This window comes from Bacillus sp. RC251, from assembly GCF_044908765.1.
In the GTDB taxonomy this organism is placed as follows: domain Bacteria; phylum Bacillota; class Bacilli; order Bacillales; family Bacillaceae_G; genus Bacillus_A; species Bacillus_A wiedmannii.
Genome location: NZ_JBIYDP010000002.1, coordinates 30,168 through 50,412 on the forward strand (window position 1 = coordinate 30,168; position 20,245 = coordinate 50,412).

Sequence of the window (20,245 nt, forward strand, 5' to 3'; positions counted from 1 at the left end):
AAAGTATGAAACAAGTTGTTGTAGCGACAAAAAATATGGGGAAAGTACGTGAATTTGCTGAGTTATTTGAGCGATTTGATTTAGAAGTAAAATCATTGCACGATTTTCCTTATATTGAAGAAGTCGAAGAAACTGGTGAAACATTTGAAGAAAATGCAATCTTAAAAGCGGATAGTCTGAGTAGACAGCTGAATGCGATCGTAATCGCGGATGATTCAGGTCTTATTGTAGATGCTTTAAATGGAAAACCGGGCGTGTATTCAGCTCGTTTTGCTGGAGAGCCGAAAGATGATCAAGCGAATATTGATAAAGTGTTACAAGAATTAAATGAAATAGCGTTTGAAAAGCGTAAAGCTCGTTTCTACTGTGCATTAGCAGTGGCTTTCCCTGAAGGTGATAAAAAGCCTGTCATTGTAAACGGGACGTGCGAAGGGTATATTTTAGAGCAGCGCCGTGGGGAAAACGGCTTTGGATATGATCCGATTTTTTATGTGGAAGAATATAAAAGAGCGATGGCGGAACTAAGTTCAGATGAGAAAAATGCCATTAGCCACCGTGGACGTGCTCTTCGTAAGCTAGAAGAAAAAATCCCTGAATGGTTTTTAGGAGAATAAGGGAGAGAGATTGATGAAAGCTTTAATCGTAAGCGATAGTCATAGCTCCGTGAAGGAATTACAGCAGTTGAAAGAAAACTATGAAGGAAAAGTAGATGTCATGATTCATTGCGGTGATTCAGAGCTAACGCCTGCTCATGAAGAGCTGCAAGGTTTCCATGTTGTAAAAGGGAACTGTGATTATGCTAACTTTCAAGATGAAATTGTAACTGATGTAGATGGCATTCGTTTCGTAGTTGTGCACGGACATCGTCATAACGTGAAAATGACATTACAAACATTAGCGTACCATGCGGAAGAGGTAGGGGCGCAAGTTGCATGCTTCGGACACTCTCACGTATTAGGTGCAGAATTAATCGATGGCGTTTTATTTATTAATCCAGGCAGTATTTTATTGCCACGTCAGCGTGTAGAAAAGACATTTGCTTTATTAGAAATGGATGAAAATCAAATGGAAGTTCGTTTTGAAACATTAGACGGACAACTAGTTGAACAAGCAGTTTTTAAAAGAGGATAAGAAAAATTATCCTCTTTTAAAAAAGGTGTTGACTTTATGTATGGTTATGCATATAATAAATATTGTCGATAGGGCAACAGCGCTAACGAAGGAAAATAAAATAACATATGCGGGTGTAGTTTAGTGGTAAAACAAGAGCCTTCCAAGCTCTGGTCGAGAGTTCGATTCTCTTCACCCGCTCCATGTCCCAGTAGCTCAGCCGGATAGAGCATACGCCTTCTAAGCGTACGGTCGGGAGTTCGAATCTCTCCTGGGACGCTAAAAAAACCTTGTTATCTTTTGATAACAAGGTTTTTTGTTTGTTTAAAAATTGATGTATGTGCAAGAGGTGTAAAAAATATAAAGTAACATATGATAATTATTATATACAACAGATTAAAGTGCATTAAGAAAGAGCGCTATTTATGCGCCCTATTTCTCTTGTTTAATTTAAAGAATCAATAGGCTTATGAGGAAACTTCATATCTATATTATCCCAATTGTTCACTTAGAATGTTATAAAACTTTTTACCATTCTAGTACGATTAAGCAGCCGTTATCGGAACTTATCCCCGACAGTGTGTTACAATTAATAGAAGCGGAAAACGAGAATCTCCAATTGACTGGACGTGTGATTGGTTGGACAGTTTAAGAAGGTTGTATAAAAAAGGGAGATGGCGCAAAGATGGCGAGATCAAATGAGAATGATTTAACGGAGAAATTGGCAGAAGGTCACCGGAAATATGGTGATGGCAACTTTACAGTACAGAACATCGGTGATGAAACTAACCCAGATTGGACTGTCGTAAAAAATGTGAGGAAGGGATCGGCAGGCATTCGTGAAGGAGAAGATATATTAAGACTGCGATCAAAATATATAAAATAGTACGGAAATGAGCGGGCCGAGAGTTCGAACCTCTCTTGGGACGCTAAGAAAACCTTGTTATCTTTTGATAACAAGGTTTTTTGTTTGTTTTAAATTAATTATTAATAAACTTCTCAAAGACAAAACCATAATCTTTCACGTTATATTGTTTCTTCGTATCAACGAGCCAGTTAAAGGCGATCTCGTTCATTTCTTTAAATTGTTCTGCTAAATTTACTTGTGCGTTTGAAATACGGCTGAAAGCGTTAGATGCCATATCTAGACTTTTATGTGCATACTGCAATGTAATATCGTTGTCGTATGAAATTTCTTCTATTTTAAGTAAAGCCTTATATAAATCTTTTAATTCTTCAATATGTTTTTTATGAACATCAATTGAATAATGCTCATCCCCCATCTGGAACTTAATTTCTACGTCTAAATCAATCGTTCCTGCAGTTTCAAGTGCTACGTTTTTAATTTGATACTTACTATAACTAAAGCGGCGTAGTGTACGTTTTTTACTTGTTGCGCTTGTACCATCTAGGTGGATTAATCCTTTGTTTGTGAAACAATATTCATCTGATTTTGATTTGATTAGAAAATAAATTTTCTCCCCATCTTCATGCATCACGTAATCATCAGCATCAACTTTATCGTAATCTTTCGGTGTAATGACAGAACCTACATCGCTTAGCCCTAATACATCTGCAGCCATTTTTTTAAACATACATAATCCCCCTTGTAAAATAAATTCTTAATTGTATAAAAATATATTAACATGATTTTCATCGGTTGTTTTCTTGTAATACGAAAATATATGAAGGTAAGTTAAGAAAAGTAACGAATAATTATTTCAACCCTAAGTTATTTAGTAAATCTATCAGTTTAAGAGTGGATTCTCCGAAAAATAATCAAGAGAAAAAAGTTAATTTTGCAAGTAATTATAGAGAAATTCCGTGAAAACCTCTCAAGTAATATGAGGTTTTTTTCTATCCATTTTGAAATCTTACAATTCTGTAAGGTAACTGTAAGGAAGTTCGATGGTAACAAATTGCTAATCCTCTATAATGAAGGTAACAACGATAAAACGAGGAGGAAGAAATGATGAAAGGGTTAATCGTAACGGGTTTAACAGTTGCTTTTGGATTTGTAGCATATGAGAAATTAACGTATGTAGTTGATGTTGTAAAACATTTAATCGCTTAGTAAAAAAACTGCCATGAGAGGGAAAGGGAATGAGTGAATGAATGGAATGGTTATTTGGAATTATAGGTACTTGTAGTGTAGTGTTATTGTTCTTTGTCCCGAGCGGTATACTTAGTTCGACAACGAGTTTGTTCTTCTTAAGTTTGTTTGCTTGTACGATGCTTATTATTATGTTTTTAATGAAGCGAAGTAAACCAATCTTCTATTTTAGCATGATTGTTATGGCAATTATTGTTCTCCAAATTATTACCCTTGTTATATACCCCACTATTATAAAAGCTTTCCATTAATGATGAATCCTCTGCTTTAATTGCTGAGGATTTTTATTTGTACATTTTTAATTTTTAGTAAGGATTTGTTTATATCGAAATATAAAAATTAAATATTTCCATATTTCAAACAAAGGGTTTTGGGATGTTGTGTTCTTATTACTCATTTGATATATTTACTTTAAAGATAATTAAAATCTAGAAAAAGAGGCGGACGTATGGATAAAAAAGAAAATACGGTCGTATTGTTTCCACAACTATCAGAGCGATATATTGATGAAGGTTTTTTAGCACTGAAAGAGCGGAAATTCGAAGATGCATTGCGCTGCTTTGAAATATTACGTCAGTATAATGCAGAAACGGAACAAACGGAACTCGCTTCTGTTATTTGTTTGTTAGAATTAAAACATATGGAAGAAGCGAAAGACAAATGTGAACAGTTACTTGAAACAGGAGCTGTATTATTTGGTGATATTCTTGAAACATATGTGACGATTTTAGTTCAAACAAATGATTATGAAGGTGTCATTGAAATCGTTGAAAAGGTTTTGCAAACGAAAGATGTAATGCCTGAGCAAAAGGAAAAATTAGCACAGCTCGCTTTATTTGCAGAAGGTATGTTAAGTGAAGTAGATACGTCACTAGTCGATTCGAATTTTGAATTGGATGAGTTTACTAATGAAATGTTTGGAGAAAACTTTGGGCAAAAGCTAAGAGCGATTCAGCAACTTTCGTTAAAAGACTTGGATCTTGCATTACCTATTTTAAAGAAATTTTTAATAGACGAAAAACAGCACCCTTATTTGAAAACTTCTATTTTATATAAAATGATAGAAAATCAAATAGAAGAAGAGATAGAGGTAGAAAAGTTTGGAAATACGATCAAGGTGATTCCAGCATTTACAGGTCATAATGAGGAGCAATCCAATAACATTATACATACATTATCAAGCCGATTAGAGCAAAATTATCCCGATATATTTGATGCGATGGTTACATATTGGAAAGAATTGCGAATTAGCGTTTTCCCATTCGCTCTATTAATGGATAAAGTGGAGATTTGGGCTGCTGTTTTAGAGAGAATTGGAAGAAAGCGTTTCGGATTGACTATTGATGAAGAAGAGCTTATGACAGCGTATAATATTGAATTAGAAGAGTTTCATATTGCCTATCAATGGTTATTACGTGTTGAAAGAGAAGGATATTTGCCCGTATAATTATGAAAAAGAATCGTTCGGTTCTTGAAACGAGCATATTCTATGTTATAATGTAAGGGTTGCAAAAGGCAGAAATCTGCCTGTTTGTAAGAGAAGAGAAGTGTAATTCTCTTACTTAATATGTTTCATATTATTCTCGAACAAAATATACCGTAGTTGTCTTTTAGGCAATTAGTAGATTGGAACATTATATCTGAAAGCTTTTGCTAGAGGATTATTTGTACTTTTGTTATTTCAAAAAAGAGATAATGAAGATTTTAATCTATAGAGGTATGTGCATACATTATTATAGTTGGAGGGAAAGAATAAATGGCTGCAAAATGGGAAAAATTAGAAGGTAACGTAGGCGTTTTAACAATCGAAGTTGATGCTAAAGAAGTAAACAACTCTATCGACGCTGCGTTCAAAAAAGTAGTACAAACAATTAACGTACCAGGTTTCCGTAAAGGGAAAATGCCTCGTCCGTTATTCGAACAACGCTTTGGTATCGAATCTTTATACCAAGATGCTTTAGATATCATCTTACCAAAAGCATACGGTGAAGCGATCGATGAAGCTGGTATCTTCCCAGTTGATCATCCTGAAATCAACATCGAGAAGTTCGAAAAAAATGCTAACCTTATCTTCACTGCAAAAGTTACAGTGAAACCTGAAGTTAAATTAGGTGAGTACAAAGGTTTAGCAGTAGAAAAAGTTGAAACAACTGTAACTGACGAAGATGTAGAGAACGAATTAAAATCTTTACAAGAGCGTCAAGCTGAACTAGTTGTTAAAGAAGAAGGAACTGTTGAAAACGGTGATACAGCTGTAATCGACTTCGAAGGTTTCGTTGATGGCGAAGCATTTGAAGGCGGAAAAGGCGAAAACTATTCTCTTGCAATCGGTTCTGGTACTTTCATCCCTGGTTTCGAAGAGCAAGTAATTGGTCTTAAATCTGGTGATTCTAAAGAAGTTGAAGTATCATTCCCAGAAGAGTACCACGCTGCTGAATTAGCTGGTAAACCAGCTACATTCAAAGTAACAATTCACGAAATCAAAACAAAAGAACTTCCTGAGTTAAACGACGAGTTCGCTAAAGAAGCTGACGAAGAAGTTGCAACTCTTGATGAATTAAAAACAAAACTTCGTACAAACTTAGAAGAAGGCAAAAAGCACGAAGCTGAGCACAAAGTACGTGACGAAGTAGTAGAATTAGCTGCTGCTAACGCTGAAATCGAGATTCCAGAAGCTATGATCGACACTGAGTTAGATCGTATGGTTCGTGAATTCGAGCAACGTTTAAGCCAACAAGGTATGAACCTTGAGCTTTACTACCAATTCACAGGTACTGACGCTGACAAGTTAAAAGAGCAAATGAAAGAAGACGCTCAAAAACGCGTAAGAATCAATCTTGTTCTTGAAGCTATCATTGAAGCTGAAAACATCGAAGTTACTGAAGAAGAAGTAACTGCAGAAGTTGAAAAAATGGCTGAAATGTACGGTATGCCAGTAGACGCTATCAAGCAAGCTCTTGGAAGCGTAGACGCTTTATCTGAAGACCTTAAAGTGCGTAAAGCTGTAGACTTCTTAGTAGACAACGCTGCATAATAAAATAACAAGGCGCGATTTTAATCGTGCCTTGTTTTATAAATATAGAAATATATTTATAAAACTTTTCGATGAAGAAGGAAAACTTCCTTTACAAGTCGAATATACATATTTCAAAAGTTTTAAAATTTTTTTATTTGTACATAACTAGTCATATTATTTGTATTTCTCGCCACGTAGTGACATAATATGTATTTACATACGATACATTTATCGTGTACATACGAAGGCAAGAGGTTAGCACTTTGTAAGGGGTGTGAAAATATGTTTAAATTTAATGATGAAAAAGGTCAATTAAAATGTTCTTTCTGTGGTAAAACACAAACGCAAGTTCGAAAGTTAGTTGCAGGTCCAGGTGTTTACATTTGTGACGAGTGTATCGAACTTTGTACTGAAATTGTACAAGAGGAGCTTGCGAAGGACGAAGAAGTAGAATTCAAAGATGTACCGAAACCGGTAGAAATTCGTGAAATCTTAGATGAGTATGTCATCGGACAAGATAACGCGAAAAAAGCACTAGCGGTAGCGGTATATAACCATTACAAACGCATTAATTCTAACAGTAAAATTGATGATGTAGAATTAGCGAAGAGTAATATTTCACTTATTGGGCCAACTGGTAGTGGTAAAACATTATTGGCACAAACATTAGCGCGTATTTTAAATGTTCCATTTGCAATCGCGGACGCAACATCTTTAACAGAAGCTGGTTATGTAGGGGAAGATGTAGAAAACATCTTACTAAAATTAATCCAAGCAGCTGATTATGATGTAGAGAAAGCGGAAAAAGGAATCATTTATATTGATGAGATTGATAAAGTGGCACGTAAGTCCGAAAATCCATCAATTACACGTGATGTATCTGGTGAAGGTGTACAGCAGGCACTTCTGAAAATTTTAGAAGGTACTGTAGCGAGCGTTCCACCTCAAGGTGGTCGTAAGCATCCGCATCAAGAGTTCATTCAAATTGATACAACGAACATCCTATTCATTTGTGGTGGAGCGTTTGATGGCATTGAGCCAATTATTAAACGTCGCCTTGGTGAGAAAGTAATTGGATTTGGTGCTGAGAAGAAAAATGCTGATGTAAATGAGAAGCATGTTTTATCTCACGTTTTACCAGAGGATCTTTTAAGATTCGGTTTAATTCCGGAGTTTATCGGTCGTCTTCCAGTTATTGCGAACCTAGAGCCGCTTGATGAAGATGCTCTTGTAGATATTTTAACGAAACCGAAAAATGCACTTGTTAAGCAATTCCAAAAATTATTGGAGCTTGACGATGTTGAGTTAGAGTTTGAAGAAGGTGCACTAGTTGAGATTGCGAAAAAAGCAATTGAACGTAAAACAGGTGCTCGTGGACTTCGTTCTATTATTGAAGGCTTAATGCTTGATGTAATGTTCGAACTTCCATCTCGCAAAGATATCGAGAAGTGTATTCTGACGAAAGAAACAGTAGCTGATAATGAACCACCGAAATTGGTGTTACAAGATGGTACTGTACTTGATACAAAAACATCTGCATAGTGCGAAGAAGAAACAGCAATTTTTATAATTGCTGTTTTTCTTTATGTTTAGCTATGTTCCTCCGCGGAAATACTAAATGATAAAACATTGCGGGAGGAAATAAATTATGAGCTGGACAAATATATTTTTACTTGTTCAACTTGTTTTTGGTGTAATTGTCGGATTGTATTTTTGGCATTTACTTCGAAATCAGCGAACACAAAAAGTTTCAATTGATCGAGAATCGAAAAAAGAATTAGAACAGCTTCGTAAAATGCGTGAGATTTCTTTAACAGAGCCGCTTGCGGAGAAGGTACGTCCTACATCCTTTTTAGATATTGTAGGGCAAGAGGACGGGATTAAGTCGTTAAAAGCGGCTCTTTGTGGTCCAAATCCGCAACATGTAATTATATATGGTCCGCCAGGTGTCGGGAAGACAGCGGCAGCACGTCTTGTATTGGAAGAAGCGAAACGCAATCCGAAATCTCCATTTCGTACGAATGCAACATTTATCGAACTTGATGCGACGACAGCAAGATTTGATGAACGTGGTATTGCGGACCCATTAATTGGTTCAGTCCATGATCCGATTTATCAAGGGGCAGGTGCAATGGGGCAAGCGGGTATCCCACAGCCGAAAAAAGGGGCTGTAACAGATGCGCATGGTGGTATTTTGTTCATTGATGAGATTGGTGAATTACATCCAATTCAAATGAACAAAATGTTAAAGGTGCTAGAAGATCGGAAAGTATTTTTGGAAAGTGCGTACTATAGTGAAGAAAATTCGATGATTCCAACGTATATACATGATATTTTTCAAAAAGGTTTGCCAGCCGATTTTCGCTTAGTTGGGGCGACGACACGTTCGCCAGAGGAGATTCCTCCTGCTATTCGGTCACGCTGTTTAGAAGTGTTTTTCCGTGAGTTAGATACAGAAGAGATTCAAAAAGTAGCGAAGAATGCAGCTGATAAAGTGGAAATGCAAATAGGTAAAAATGGTGTTGAAATGATTGGGATGTATGCAAGAAATGGACGAGAAGCGATTAACCTTGTACAAATTTCTACTGGTATGGCAATAAATGAAGAACGTTCTTTCATTAAAGATGAGGATATAGAGTGGGTTGTTCACTCTAGTCAACTTACACCGAAATATGAAAAACGTATTTATCCTATTCCGAGAATCGGTCTTGTAAATGGACTTGCTGTATATGGACCAAATACAGGCGCGTTATTAGAAATTGAAGTAACAGCAATCAAGGCGAAAGATAAAGGGTCGGTAAATGTTACCGGGATTGTGGAAGAGGAAAGTATTGGTAGTCAAACGAAATCCATTCGCCGTAAAAGTATGGCGAAAGGTTCTGTAGATAATGTATTAACAGTACTTCGTTCTCTAGATGTGTTGCCAGAAGGTTACGATATACATATTAATTTTCCAGGTGGTATCCCAATTGATGGGCCTTCGGCAGGTATTGCTATGGCAACAGGTGTATATTCAGCGGTGCATCGTACGTATGTGAATAATGAAGTAGCGATGACCGGTGAGATAAGTATACACGGGGAAGTGAAACCTATTGGTGGTGTGTACGCAAAAATAAAAGCCGCGAAAAAAGCAGGTGCTAAGAAAGTCATCATTCCTGCTGAAAACATGCAACCGTTTTTGTATACAATAAAAGGAATTGAAATCATTCCTGTTCGTAAGTTAAAAGAAGTATTTGAGCTAACATTTATGCAGGAAAATATGCATCGAGACCTTGATATACATACTACTGTAGACGAAACAGATGCACAATCAATGTGAGAATGAGCGATAATAAAATTTGCCAGACTTCGTTTAAGTTTGTATGCTTAAGCGGAGTCTTTTTTCCTTTTTAAAAGGGAGAAAAAACGAGGGATTTACAATTGCGGAAAATCTCTGCAATTGCATCTAGATGTATTGTAATATAAAATAGTTGAACAGGAGTTTAATTTATTATGGAGGTGCTATGTCTAGTATGAATACGAATGAAAGAATCGTACCCCTCCTACCATTAAGAGGCGTTCTCGTATATCCAACGATGGTTCTGCATCTTGATGTAGGACGTGATAAATCGATACAAGCACTAGAGCAGGCGGCAATGGATGAAAATATCATCTTTTTAGCGATGCAAAAAGAAATGAATATCGATGATCCGAAAGAAGATGACATATATAGTGTAGGTACAGTGGCGAAAGTGAAGCAAATGTTAAAATTGCCGAACGGTACGCTTCGTGTCCTTGTAGAGGGTTTACATAGAGCTGAAGTAGTAGAGTTTATCGAAGAAGATAATGTAGTGCAGGTTTCTATCAAAACGGTAACGGAAGAAGTGGAAGATGATCTAGAAGAGAAAGCTCTTATGCGTACATTACTGGAGCATTTCGAACAATATATTAAAGTTTCGAAAAAAGTTTCAAATGAAACATTTGCAACGGTAACTGATGTGGAAGAGCCAGGAAGATTAGCTGATTTAATTGCTTCTCACTTGCCGATTAAAACGAAGCAGAAACAAGAAATATTAGAGATTGTATCTGTGAAGGAACGATTACATACACTTATTTCAATTATTCAAGATGAACAAGAGTTACTTAGTTTAGAAAAGAAAATTGGACAAAAAGTAAAACGTTCAATGGAGCGCACGCAAAAAGAATATTTCTTACGTGAGCAAATGAAGGCGATTCAAACTGAACTTGGTGATAAAGAAGGTAAGGGCGGGGAAGTTGAAGAACTTCGTGAGAAAATTGAACAATCAGGAATGCCTGAAGAAACAATGAAGGCTGCACTGAAAGAATTAGACCGTTATGAAAAGTTACCAGCAAGTTCTGCGGAGAGCGGTGTTATTCGTAATTATATGGATTGGTTATTAGCACTTCCGTGGACAGAAGCGACAGAAGATATGATTGATCTTACTCATTCTGAAGAGATTTTGAACAAAGATCATTACGGGCTTGAGAAAGTAAAAGAGCGCGTACTTGAATATTTAGCTGTGCAGAAGTTAACGAATTCATTAAAAGGACCTATCCTTTGCTTAGTAGGACCTCCTGGGGTCGGGAAAACATCGTTAGCGCGTTCCATTGCAACATCATTAAATCGTAATTTTGTCCGTGTATCCCTTGGTGGTGTACGTGATGAATCTGAAATCCGTGGTCACCGTCGTACGTATGTTGGAGCGATGCCAGGACGCATTATTCAAGGTATGAAAAAGGCGAAAACAGTTAATCCAGTCTTTTTATTAGATGAGATTGATAAAATGTCTAACGACTTCCGTGGAGATCCATCAGCGGCATTACTTGAAGTGTTAGACCCAGAACAAAACCATAACTTCAGTGATCACTACATTGAAGAACCGTATGATCTATCGAAAGTTATGTTTGTAGCAACTGCGAATACACTTTCAAGTGTTCCAGGTCCGTTGCTTGACCGTATGGAAATTATTTCAATTGCTGGTTATACAGAACTTGAAAAAGTTCACATTGCCCGTGAACATTTATTGCCGAAACAATTAAAAGAGCATGGCTTACGAAAAGGTAATTTACAAGTACGTGATGAAGCGCTTCTTGAAATTATTCGTTATTATACACGTGAGGCCGGTGTTCGTACGCTAGAGCGTCAAATTGCAAAAGTTTGTCGTAAAGCAGCAAAAATTATCGTTACAGCAGAACGTAAGCGTATTGTAGTAACAGAGAAAAACATTGTTGATTTACTTGGTAAGCACATATTCCGTTATGGGCAAGCTGAAAAAACAGACCAAGTTGGTATGGCAACAGGGTTAGCGTATACAGCAGCAGGCGGTGATACACTTGCGATTGAAGTGTCTGTAGCGCCAGGTAAAGGGAAATTAATTTTAACAGGGAAACTTGGGGATGTTATGAAAGAATCCGCACAAGCAGCGTTTAGCTATATTCGTTCTCGTGCAGAAGAACTTCAGATTGATCCGAATTTCCATGAGAAAAATGATATTCATATTCATGTTCCAGAAGGAGCAGTTCCAAAAGATGGACCGTCAGCAGGTATTACGATGGCAACGGCACTTATTTCTGCACTAACAGGTATTCCTGTAAGTAAAGAAGTGGGGATGACAGGTGAAATTACACTTCGTGGTCGTGTATTACCAATTGGTGGTTTAAAAGAAAAAACATTAAGTGCTCACCGCGCAGGCTTAACAAAAATTATTTTGCCAGCAGAAAACGAGAAAGATTTAGATGATATTCCAGAAAGCGTAAAAGAAAACCTTACGTTTGTGCTTGCATCTCATTTAGATGAAGTATTGGAGCACGCATTAGTAGGAGTGAAACAATGAAAGTAACAAAAGCAGATATTGTAATTAGTGCTGTTAAACCAGAACAATATCCAGACAGTGATTTACCAGAAATTGCATTAGCAGGTCGTTCAAATGTCGGGAAGTCTTCCTTTATTAATAAAATTTTAAATCGTAAAAAGTTAGTACGTATTTCTTCTAAACCAGGGAAAACGCAAACGTTGAACTTTTTCTTGATCAATGAGATGATGCATTTTGTTGATGTTCCAGGTTATGGATATGCGAAAGTATCTAAAACAGAGCGCGCAGCATGGGGCAAGATGATTGAGACTTACTTTACAACACGTGAGCAATTAGACGCAGCTGTATTAGTAGTTGATTTACGTCATCAACCAACAAATGATGACGTGATGATGTATGATTTCTTAAAGCATTATGAAATCCCAACAATTATTATTGCGACGAAAGCCGATAAAATTCCGAAAGGGAAATGGCAAAAGCATTTAAAAGTTGTAAAAGAAACGCTTGCTGTTGAAATTGGCGATGAAATCGTTCTATTCTCTTCTGAAACAGGACTTGGAAAAGAAGAAGCGTGGAAGGCAATTCATAGAATGACAAAAACAAAAAACGCGTGACGAATGTCGCGCGTTTTTTTTATTTACTAAATTTTTTTATCGTACGTTTAATGTAACCTCAATATTACCTCTTGTTGCTTTTGAATAAGGACATACACCGTGAGCGGCTTCTACAAGTTCTTGTGCTTCGTCATGAGAGACGCCAGCAACATGTACATCAAGTACAGCAGATAGGCCGAAACCACCATCTGTATCTTTTCCGATAGAAACGTGAGCAGTTACTTCTGTACTTTCTACTTTCACACGTTTTGTACGAATGACAAGTTGTAATGCACTATCAAAACAAGCGGCATAGCCAGCAGCAAATAGTTGTTCTGGATTCGTTGCCTCTCCGCCTGCACCACCTAGTGCTTTCGGCATTTTTACATCAAGATTTAATATGCCATCATCTGAAATTACTTTTCCGTTTCTTCCACCTGTAGCAGTTACTGAAGCAGTATATAATTTATCCATGTTTATTCCCCTTTTCTATCATTAATTGTTTTCATTGTTTCAATTAGTTTATTTAATTGAATTAATAAAGAACGATATTCTTGTTCTGTAATTCCTAAATTTGTTGCCATTGTTGTCGGCAATGAACAAGCCTTTTCTTTTAAATCTTTACCTTGTTCTGTTAATTTAATATAAACTTTGCGCTCATCTTCTTTGGAACGAACGCGTTTTACAAGTTTTAATGATTCCATTCGTTTTAACATAGGTGTTAATGTACCGGAATCTAAAAATAGACGTTCTCCAATTTCTTTTACTGTTAGTCCATCTTGCTCCCATAGTACGAGTAAAGTAATGTACTGAGGGTACGTAATACCCATCTCTTCTAAATATGGTCGATAAAAGCGGGTAACTTCTTTAGAACAGGCGTAAATAGAAAAACAAAGTTGGTTATCTAGATGTAAAGAATTCTCTGTCATACATAACTCCTTTCTAATTAAGTTGTGCACAATTTAATTTTATAAAATCAATATAACGAAAAAGAAATACAATGTCAAATACATTGTATTGAGAAAGTTTGTGCTACAATTTGGAACAATCATACATATTTTTCTTCATGATGAAAGAAGATAGGAAAGATGATGTTATAATTCATATGGAATAGTTTCCATCACTTGATTATGAGTGCTTTTTTTGGTAACGTACAAATAGAGTTATTAATTTATAATCATTATAAAGTAGAAAGTCTTTATTAGTTTTACTGAATCTCCTTTATTACATACGGAGAATAAATAAAAAATAATCGGTTGTTCACACGATTGTCAGATTCATAAGAGGAAAGTTGTATTATGATAGTAGATAAAGTGATAAAACGGGTGAAGGGGGACATGCTGCGTGCATATTCTTGTTGTTAGTGTAAATTATCGAACAGCCCCTGTAGAATTTCGTGAGAAACTCACATTTCAGGCAGCAGAGCTAGAGCAAGCAATGACTACATTACAAAATCAAAAGAGCGTGTTAGAGAATGTCATTGTATCAACTTGTAATCGCACTGAGATTTACGCTGTTGTCGATCAATTACACACGGGACGGTATTATATTAAGAAGTTTTTAGCTGATTGGTTTCAGCTTGAAATAGAAGAAGTCGCACCATATTTAACTATTTTTGAACAAGACGGTGCAATAGATCATTTATTCCGCGTGACGTGCGGTTTAGATTCTATGGTAGTTGGAGAAACACAGATTTTAGGCCAAATAAAAGATAGCTTTTTAGAAGCGCAACAAGTAAAAGCGACAGGAACAATTTTTAATGAGTTGTTTAAGCAGGTGGTTACGTTAGCGAAACGTGCGCACTCAGAAACGACGATTGGTGAAAGTGCGATGTCTGTTAGCTATGCTGCTGTTGAGCTCGGAAAGAAAATATTTGGTGAGTTAACAGATTGTCATGTGCTTATTCTTGGTGCTGGTAAGATGGGTGAACTGGCACTGCAAAACTTATATGGAAGCGGTGCTCGAAAAGTAACCGTCATGAATAGGACGTTTACGAAAGCGGAAGTAATGGCTGAGAAATATATGGGACATGCAAAGCCTTTAAGTGAATTGCAATGTGCATTATTAGAAGCAGATATTTTAATTAGTTCAACTGGTGCATCTGAATATGTCATTACGAAAGAGATGATGACAAAGGTAGAGAGAATGCGCTCTGGTCGTCCGTTATTTATGGTGGATATTGCAGTGCCACGTGATATTGATCCAGCGATTGATGAACTAGAAGGTTCTTTCTTATATGACATTGATGATTTGCAAGGAGTAGTGGAAGCGAATCGTGCTGAGCGTTTGAAAGAAGCAGAGAAAATTCAATTTATGATTGAAGAGGAAATTGTTTTATTTAAAACGTGGTTAAGTACACTTGGTGTTGTTCCGTTAATAGCAGCTCTTCGTGATAAGGCACTTGCTATCCAAAGTGAAACGATGGAAAGCTTGGAACGAAAAATACCGAATCTTAGTGATCGTGAGAGAAAAGTAATTAGTAAGCATACGAAAAGTATTATTAATCAATTATTAAAAGACCCAATTTTAGTAGCGAAAGAAATTGCTGCTGAAGAGGGAGCAGACGAAAAATTAGCGTTATTTGCAAAGATTTTCGACTTAGAAATGGAAGATGTAGAGAGTTGTGCGGAAGAAGTAGAACATAAAAGAGCGTGGACACCATCCGTTCCATCTTTATAATTTGGAAGGATGATCGGATGAGTTTTTTAAATAACAGTATTATTTATCATATTGCAATTATTTTATATGCTTGTAGCATTAGTTTATATTTTATAGATTATTTCCAAAGTAACCGAAAGGCGAACCGATTTGCTTTTTGGTTACTTTCGATTGTATGGGTTCTGCAGTCTATCTTTATGTTACTTAGGGCTACAGATTCAGAAACGAACCCTATATTAACTTTATTATCAGGGATTTATTTTTATGTTTGGCTATTGATTACGATGTCGTTAGTCATTAATCGATTTATGAGAATTGACTTTCTAGTCTTTTTTACAAATGTTGTTGCATTTGGCGTAAGCGCTTTTTCTATTTTTACACCGCTCGGAAAGATGTCGCCGGTACTGGCAGAGCAATTAGTTTCAGAACTTGTATATGTACATGTCGGTATGGCTATTATTTCTTATGCAACTTTCACTGTATCGTTCATTTTTTCTATTATGTATTTATTGCAATATCGCCTATTAAAAAAGAAAAAATGGAATGCGAGATTAAGAAGGTTAGGGAATTTACCGAAGCTAGAATCGATGTCTTACGGATTAAATTTATTTTCTGTTCCATTTTTCTTATTAGCTATTTTATTAGGATGCATATGGGGATATACGAAATTGGACAATTTCCATTGGTATGATACGAAAGTGATTGGGTCTTTTGTCGTTCTATTTGTATATTGTGCTGGCCTATATTTACGAGTGGCAGATGTGTTGCAAGGGAAGAAAATCGTGCAGTGGAACATCGGAGCATTTCTCGTAATGCTAATCAATATTTTTCTATTAAGCAGTTTATCCAACTTCCACTTTTGGTATTTATAATGAGGAGAGAGAATTATGCGCAAAATTATTGTAGGGTCACGAAAGAGTAAATTAGCATTAACGCAAACAAACTGGTTTATTGATCAGTTAAAAGCACTAGGTTTACCATATGAATTTGAAGTGAAAGAAATCGTCACAAAAGGTGATGTTATTTTAGATGTTACTCTTTCAAAAGTAGGCGGAAAAGGCTTGTTTGTTAAAGAGATTGAACATGCGTTACTTACGAAAGAAATTGATATGGCTGTACATAGTATGAAAGATATGCCGGCCGTACTTCCAGAAGGATTAATGATTGGTTGTACACCGAAGCGTGTTGACCCTCGTGATGCTTTTATCTCAAAAAGCGGAGCAGCGTTTGAAGAGTTAGCAGAAGGCGCTATTTTAGGTACGAGTAGTTTAAGACGCAGTGCACAATTATTAGCTGCGAGACCAGATTTACAAGTGAAGTGGATTCGAGGAAATATCGATACACGTTTACGTAAATTACAAGAAGAGGATTACGATGCAATCATTTTAGCAACAGCTGGATTACAAAGAATGGGCTGGGATAATGAAGTTATTACAGAACATTTAGATGAGACGTTATGTGTACCTGCTGTAGGACAAGGTGCATTAGCGATTGAATGCCGTGAGGATGATAAGGATTTACTACAGTTGTTAGCGCATATGAATGATGCAGTAACAGAAAGAACAGTGGCGGCAGAACGAGTATTTCTTCATAAACTTGAAGGTGGCTGCCAAGTTCCGATCGCTGGATATGCAACTTTTACAGAAAATGATGCAATCGAATTAACAGCTCTTGTCGGTTCTATGGACGGTTCTATTTTATTGAAAGAGACAGTAGTAGGAACTAATCCAGAGGAAGTAGGATTAGAGGCTGCGGACCGTTTAATTAAACAAGGCGCCAAAGAACTCATTCTTGCTGCAAATAAGGGGCAACAATAAATATGAACGCTCTCGCTGGCAAAACGGTATTAATTACACGTGCCCAGCATCAAGCGAAACAAATGAGTGTAGCGGTGAAAGAAAAGAGCGGAATTCCATTGGAAATTCCGCTTTTGCGTATGGAAGGTATGTCTCATAGGCAAATTCAACATATAGCAGGGCAACTGCATTCGTATGACTGGGTTATTTTTACGAGTAAAAATGGAGTAGCTTTTTTTCTAGATAGTTTGAGAAAGAAGCTACCCGCAAAGACTAAAATTGCTGCAGTAGGCGTGAAAACAAGGTTAGAGTTAGAAAAGCGGGGCTATCAAGTGGACTTCGTTCCAACTGCATTTGTTGCAGAAGTATTTGCAGAAGAGTTTGTAAAAAGACTAAGTGGAAACGAGTGCATTTTATTTCCGAAAGGGAATTTAGCAAGAGATGTAATTCCAGTTGCACTTCGCGAAATTGGTGTTTCTCTAGATGAGCTAATCGTATATGGTACGAAAGAGAATGTAGGGAAAAGGCAAGAGCTTATAGTAGCGTTAGAAGTAGGGAAAGTAGACATTATTACATTTACAAGCCCTTCAACTGTTACTAGTTTTGTTCGTTTACTTGAGGGTACAAACTGGAGAGAATGGACAAAAAACTGTACAATTGCTTGTATAGGGCCTATTACGGAAAAAGAGGCGATCCTTTATTTTCCACATGTTATTATGCCGAAAGAGTACACTGTAGAAGCATTACTACAATGCATTTGTGAATCTATAAAATAAAAGAATGGGGATAGAAATCTATGAACTCTTTACAATTTAATCGTCATCGTCGCTTAAGACAAAGCGGTAATATGCGTGCGCTTGTGCGTGAAACGTTTTTACATACGGAAGATTTTATTTACCCTATTTTTGTATTAGAAGGAGAAAATGTTCGTAATGAAGTGCCTTCTATGCCAGGCGTATATCAAATATCTTTAGATTTATTGCAAGCTGAAATGCAAGAGGTTGTTGATTTAGGTATTCGTTCTGTTATTGTATTTGGTTTACCTGCTGAAAAAGATGAAGTTGGATCATCAGCATATTGTGATCATGGAATTGTGCAACGTGCAATTAAGCAAATTAAAGGTGAATTCCCTGAGCTAGTAGTAGTTGCAGATACATGTTTATGTCAATTCACAAGCCATGGTCATTGCGGTGTAATTGAAGATGGTATTATTTTAAATGACGAGTCTCTTGCAGTTCTTGCGAAAACAGCTGTAAGCCAAGCGAAAGCAGGAGCGGACATTATTGCGCCATCAAACATGATGGACGGATTCGTAACAGCAATTCGCCATGCATTAGATGAAAATGGTTTTGGACACGTACCAGTAATGTCGTACGCTGTGAAATATTCATCAGCATTTTACGGACCATTCCGTGATGCGGCGCACGGTGCTCCGCAATTTGGTGATCGTAAAACATATCAAATGGATCCAGCGAACCGTATGGAAGCATTCCGTGAAGCAGAATCAGATGTAATGGAAGGGGCAGATTTCTTAATTGTAAAGCCAGCTCTTTCTTACTTAGATATCATTCGTGATGTGAAAAATAACTTTAATTTACCAGTCGTTGCTTATAACGTAAGTGGTGAATATTCGATGATTAAAGCAGCAGCGCAAAATGGTTGGATTAATGAAAAAGAAGTTGTACTTGAAAAATTAATTAGCATGAAACGTGCAGGAGCAGATTTAATTATTACGTATCATGCAAAAGATGCAGCAAGATGGTTACAAGAAGGAGGCGCTAAATAATGAAAAAGTTTGATAAGTCGATTGCGGCGTTTGAAGAGGCGCAAGATTTAATGCCTGGTGGCGTAAATAGTCCCGTTCGTGCTTTTAAGTCTGTTGGTATGAATCCGTTGTTTATGGAGCGCGGAAAAGGCTCTAAAGTATATGATATCGATGGAAATGAATACATCGATTACGTATTATCATGGGGTCCTTTAATTCATGGTCATGCGAATGATCGTGTTGTTGAAGCTTTAAAATCTGTTGCTGAAAGAGGAACAAGCTTCGGTGCCCCAACGGAAATTGAGAATAAATTAGCGAAACTTGTTATTGAGCGCGTACCATCAATTGAGATTGTACGTATGGTTAACTCTGGAACAGAAGCGACAATGAGTGCGCTACGTTTAGCTCGTGGTTATACAGGACGTAATAAAATTTTGAAATTCATCGGTTGTTACCACGGTCATGGTGATTCGTTATTAATTAAAGCGGGTTCTGGTGTGGCGACGCTAGGTTTACCAGATAGCCCAGGTGTACCAGAAGGTGTAGCGAAAAATACGATTACCGTAGCGTATAACGATTTAGAAAGTGTGAAATACGCTTTCGAACAATTTGGTGATGATATTGCTTGTATAATTGTAGAACCAGTAGCAGGAAATATGGGTGTTGTTCCTCCGCAACCAGGATTTTTAGAAGGTCTTCGTGAAGTAACAGAGCAAAATGGTGCATTGCTTATTTTTGATGAAGTCATGACAGGATTCCGAGTTGCTTATAATTGCGGACAAGGTTATTACGGTGTAACACCTGATTTAACTTGTTTAGGTAAAGTAATCGGTGGTGGCTTACCAGTAGGAGCATACGGTGGTAAAGCAGAAATTATGCGCCAAGTTGCACCGAGCGGACCGATTTACCAAGCAGGTACTTTATCAGGTAACCCACTTGCAATGGCAGCAGGTTATGAAACGTTAGTACAGTTAACGCCAGAATCATATGTAGAATTTGAGCGTAAAGCTGAAATGTTAGAAGCTGGCTTACGTAAAGCGGCTGAAAAACATGGCATTCCGCATCATATTAACCGTGCGGGTTCTATGATTGGTATCTTCTTTACAGATGAACAAGTTATTAATTACGATGCAGCAAAATCTTCAAACTTAGAATTCTTTGCGGCTTACTATCGTGAAATGGTAGAACAAGGTGTATTCTTGCCACCATCTCAATTCGAAGGCCTATTCTTATCGACAGCACATAGTGATGCAGATATTGAAGCGACGATTGCAGCAGCTGAAATTGCAATGTCAAAATTAAAAGCTTAATTGTTGAAAGAAAATCGCTCTCCATAAGGGGAGCGATTTTTTTTATTCATAAAGTCAGCTTTCCATACATA

At 36.9% G+C, this 20,245-nt stretch carries 19 protein-coding genes and 2 tRNA genes; 18 read left to right on the forward strand and 3 right to left on the reverse strand.

The window, feature by feature from the left end; all coding sequences use genetic code 11:
* Window positions 1–5: 5 nt before the first annotated feature.
* The 5 genes from ABH961_RS10030 (at window position 6) to ABH961_RS10050 (ending at window position 1,996) form a co-directional block, all read left to right on the forward strand.
* Window positions 6–614 carry an XTP/dITP diphosphatase gene (locus ABH961_RS10030; protein WP_048541335.1) on the forward strand — a complete coding sequence of 203 codons (609 nt, stop codon included), beginning with the start codon at window positions 6–8 and terminating at the stop codon, window positions 612–614.
* 13 nt (window positions 615–627) lie between these two features.
* Window positions 628–1,131 carry a metallophosphoesterase gene (locus ABH961_RS10035; RefSeq protein WP_000645521.1) on the forward strand — a complete coding sequence of 168 codons (504 nt, stop codon included), beginning with the start codon at window positions 628–630 and terminating at the stop codon, window positions 1,129–1,131.
* Window positions 1,132–1,240: 109 nt separating this feature from the next.
* Window positions 1,241–1,314 (forward strand) — tRNA-Gly (locus ABH961_RS10040).
* Between the two features lies 1 nt (window position 1,315).
* Window positions 1,316–1,389: transfer RNA gene (locus tag ABH961_RS10045), tRNA-Arg, on the forward strand.
* Window positions 1,390–1,795: 406 nt separating this feature from the next.
* On the forward strand, window positions 1,796–1,996 hold the full coding sequence (locus ABH961_RS10050; RefSeq protein ID WP_000124458.1) for a hypothetical protein: 201 nt from the start codon (window positions 1,796–1,798) through the stop codon (window positions 1,994–1,996).
* 94 nt (window positions 1,997–2,090) lie between these two features.
* On the opposite strand, the gene ABH961_RS10055 is transcribed toward ABH961_RS10050, so the two are convergent.
* Window positions 2,091–2,705 (reverse strand): PH domain-containing protein, encoded by a 615-nt coding sequence (locus ABH961_RS10055; protein ID WP_000473869.1) that lies wholly within the window; start codon window positions 2,703–2,705, stop codon window positions 2,091–2,093.
* A 520-nt stretch (window positions 2,706–3,225) separates the two neighbouring features.
* On the opposite strand from ABH961_RS10055, the gene ABH961_RS10060 reads away from it, so the two are divergent.
* The 7 genes from ABH961_RS10060 to ysxC all read left to right on the forward strand — a co-directional run bounded on the left by ABH961_RS10060 (window position 3,226) and on the right by ysxC (window position 12,666).
* Entirely contained in the window at window positions 3,226–3,474 is a 249-nt protein-coding gene (locus ABH961_RS10060; RefSeq protein WP_001983650.1) for a hypothetical protein, read from the forward strand.
* A gap of 197 nt (window positions 3,475–3,671) precedes the next feature.
* The gene (locus ABH961_RS10065; protein WP_046956273.1) at window positions 3,672–4,670 is read left to right on the forward strand and encodes a hypothetical protein; all 999 of its coding nucleotides are present in this window, start codon (window positions 3,672–3,674) and stop codon (window positions 4,668–4,670) included.
* A 309-nt stretch (window positions 4,671–4,979) separates the two neighbouring features.
* Window positions 4,980–6,257, forward strand: a complete 1,278-nt coding sequence (gene tig, locus ABH961_RS10070) for a trigger factor (RefSeq protein WP_000729261.1) — start codon at window positions 4,980–4,982, stop codon at window positions 6,255–6,257.
* A 264-nt stretch (window positions 6,258–6,521) separates the two neighbouring features.
* Entirely contained in the window at window positions 6,522–7,781 is a 1,260-nt protein-coding gene (gene clpX, locus ABH961_RS10075) for an ATP-dependent protease ATP-binding subunit ClpX (RefSeq protein WP_000472285.1), read from the forward strand.
* 106 nt (window positions 7,782–7,887) lie between these two features.
* A complete protein-coding gene (lonB, locus tag ABH961_RS10080) occupies window positions 7,888–9,558 on the forward strand; it encodes an ATP-dependent protease LonB (RefSeq protein WP_048541340.1) in 1,671 nt (556 codons plus the stop codon).
* A 184-nt stretch (window positions 9,559–9,742) separates the two neighbouring features.
* Window positions 9,743–12,073 carry an endopeptidase La gene (gene lon / locus ABH961_RS10085; RefSeq protein WP_098131725.1) on the forward strand — a complete coding sequence of 777 codons (2,331 nt, stop codon included), beginning with the start codon at window positions 9,743–9,745 and terminating at the stop codon, window positions 12,071–12,073.
* Window positions 12,070–12,666, forward strand: coding sequence for a ribosome biogenesis GTP-binding protein YsxC (ysxC, locus tag ABH961_RS10090; protein WP_000869124.1), 597 nt, complete (start codon window positions 12,070–12,072; stop codon window positions 12,664–12,666). Before lon ends, ysxC begins: the two co-directional genes overlap by 4 nt.
* A gap of 36 nt (window positions 12,667–12,702) precedes the next feature.
* On the opposite strand, the gene ABH961_RS10095 is transcribed toward ysxC, so the two are convergent.
* Window positions 12,703–13,119 (reverse strand): organic hydroperoxide resistance protein, encoded by a 417-nt coding sequence (locus ABH961_RS10095; RefSeq protein WP_048541345.1) that lies wholly within the window; start codon window positions 13,117–13,119, stop codon window positions 12,703–12,705.
* A 2-nt stretch (window positions 13,120–13,121) separates the two neighbouring features.
* A complete protein-coding gene (locus ABH961_RS10100) occupies window positions 13,122–13,574 on the reverse strand; it encodes a MarR family winged helix-turn-helix transcriptional regulator (protein ID WP_048541346.1) in 453 nt (150 codons plus the stop codon).
* Window positions 13,575–13,989: 415 nt separating this feature from the next.
* On the opposite strand from ABH961_RS10100, the gene hemA reads away from it, so the two are divergent.
* From hemA to hemL, 6 genes are read left to right on the forward strand one after another with little or no spacing between them, the layout of a single operon-like run.
* Window positions 13,990–15,324, forward strand: a complete 1,335-nt coding sequence (gene hemA, locus ABH961_RS10105) for a glutamyl-tRNA reductase (RefSeq protein ID WP_048541348.1) — start codon at window positions 13,990–13,992, stop codon at window positions 15,322–15,324.
* Window positions 15,325–15,341: 17 nt separating this feature from the next.
* Entirely contained in the window at window positions 15,342–16,175 is an 834-nt protein-coding gene (locus ABH961_RS10110; protein ID WP_000008998.1) for a cytochrome c biogenesis protein, read from the forward strand.
* Between the two features lie 15 nt (window positions 16,176–16,190).
* Window positions 16,191–17,120, forward strand: a complete 930-nt coding sequence (hemC, locus tag ABH961_RS10115) for a hydroxymethylbilane synthase (protein WP_404519351.1) — start codon at window positions 16,191–16,193, stop codon at window positions 17,118–17,120.
* Between the two features lie 2 nt (window positions 17,121–17,122).
* A complete protein-coding gene (gene hemD / locus ABH961_RS10120) occupies window positions 17,123–17,875 on the forward strand; it encodes a uroporphyrinogen-III synthase (RefSeq protein WP_048541352.1) in 753 nt (250 codons plus the stop codon).
* Between the two features lie 20 nt (window positions 17,876–17,895).
* The gene (gene hemB, locus ABH961_RS10125) at window positions 17,896–18,885 is read left to right on the forward strand and encodes a porphobilinogen synthase (RefSeq protein ID WP_046958800.1); all 990 of its coding nucleotides are present in this window, start codon (window positions 17,896–17,898) and stop codon (window positions 18,883–18,885) included.
* Window positions 18,885–20,174 (forward strand): glutamate-1-semialdehyde 2,1-aminomutase, encoded by a 1,290-nt coding sequence (gene hemL, locus ABH961_RS10130; RefSeq protein ID WP_048541355.1) that lies wholly within the window; start codon window positions 18,885–18,887, stop codon window positions 20,172–20,174. The genes hemB and hemL overlap by 1 nt, the downstream gene beginning before the upstream one ends.
* Window positions 20,175–20,245: the final 71 nt, after the last annotated feature.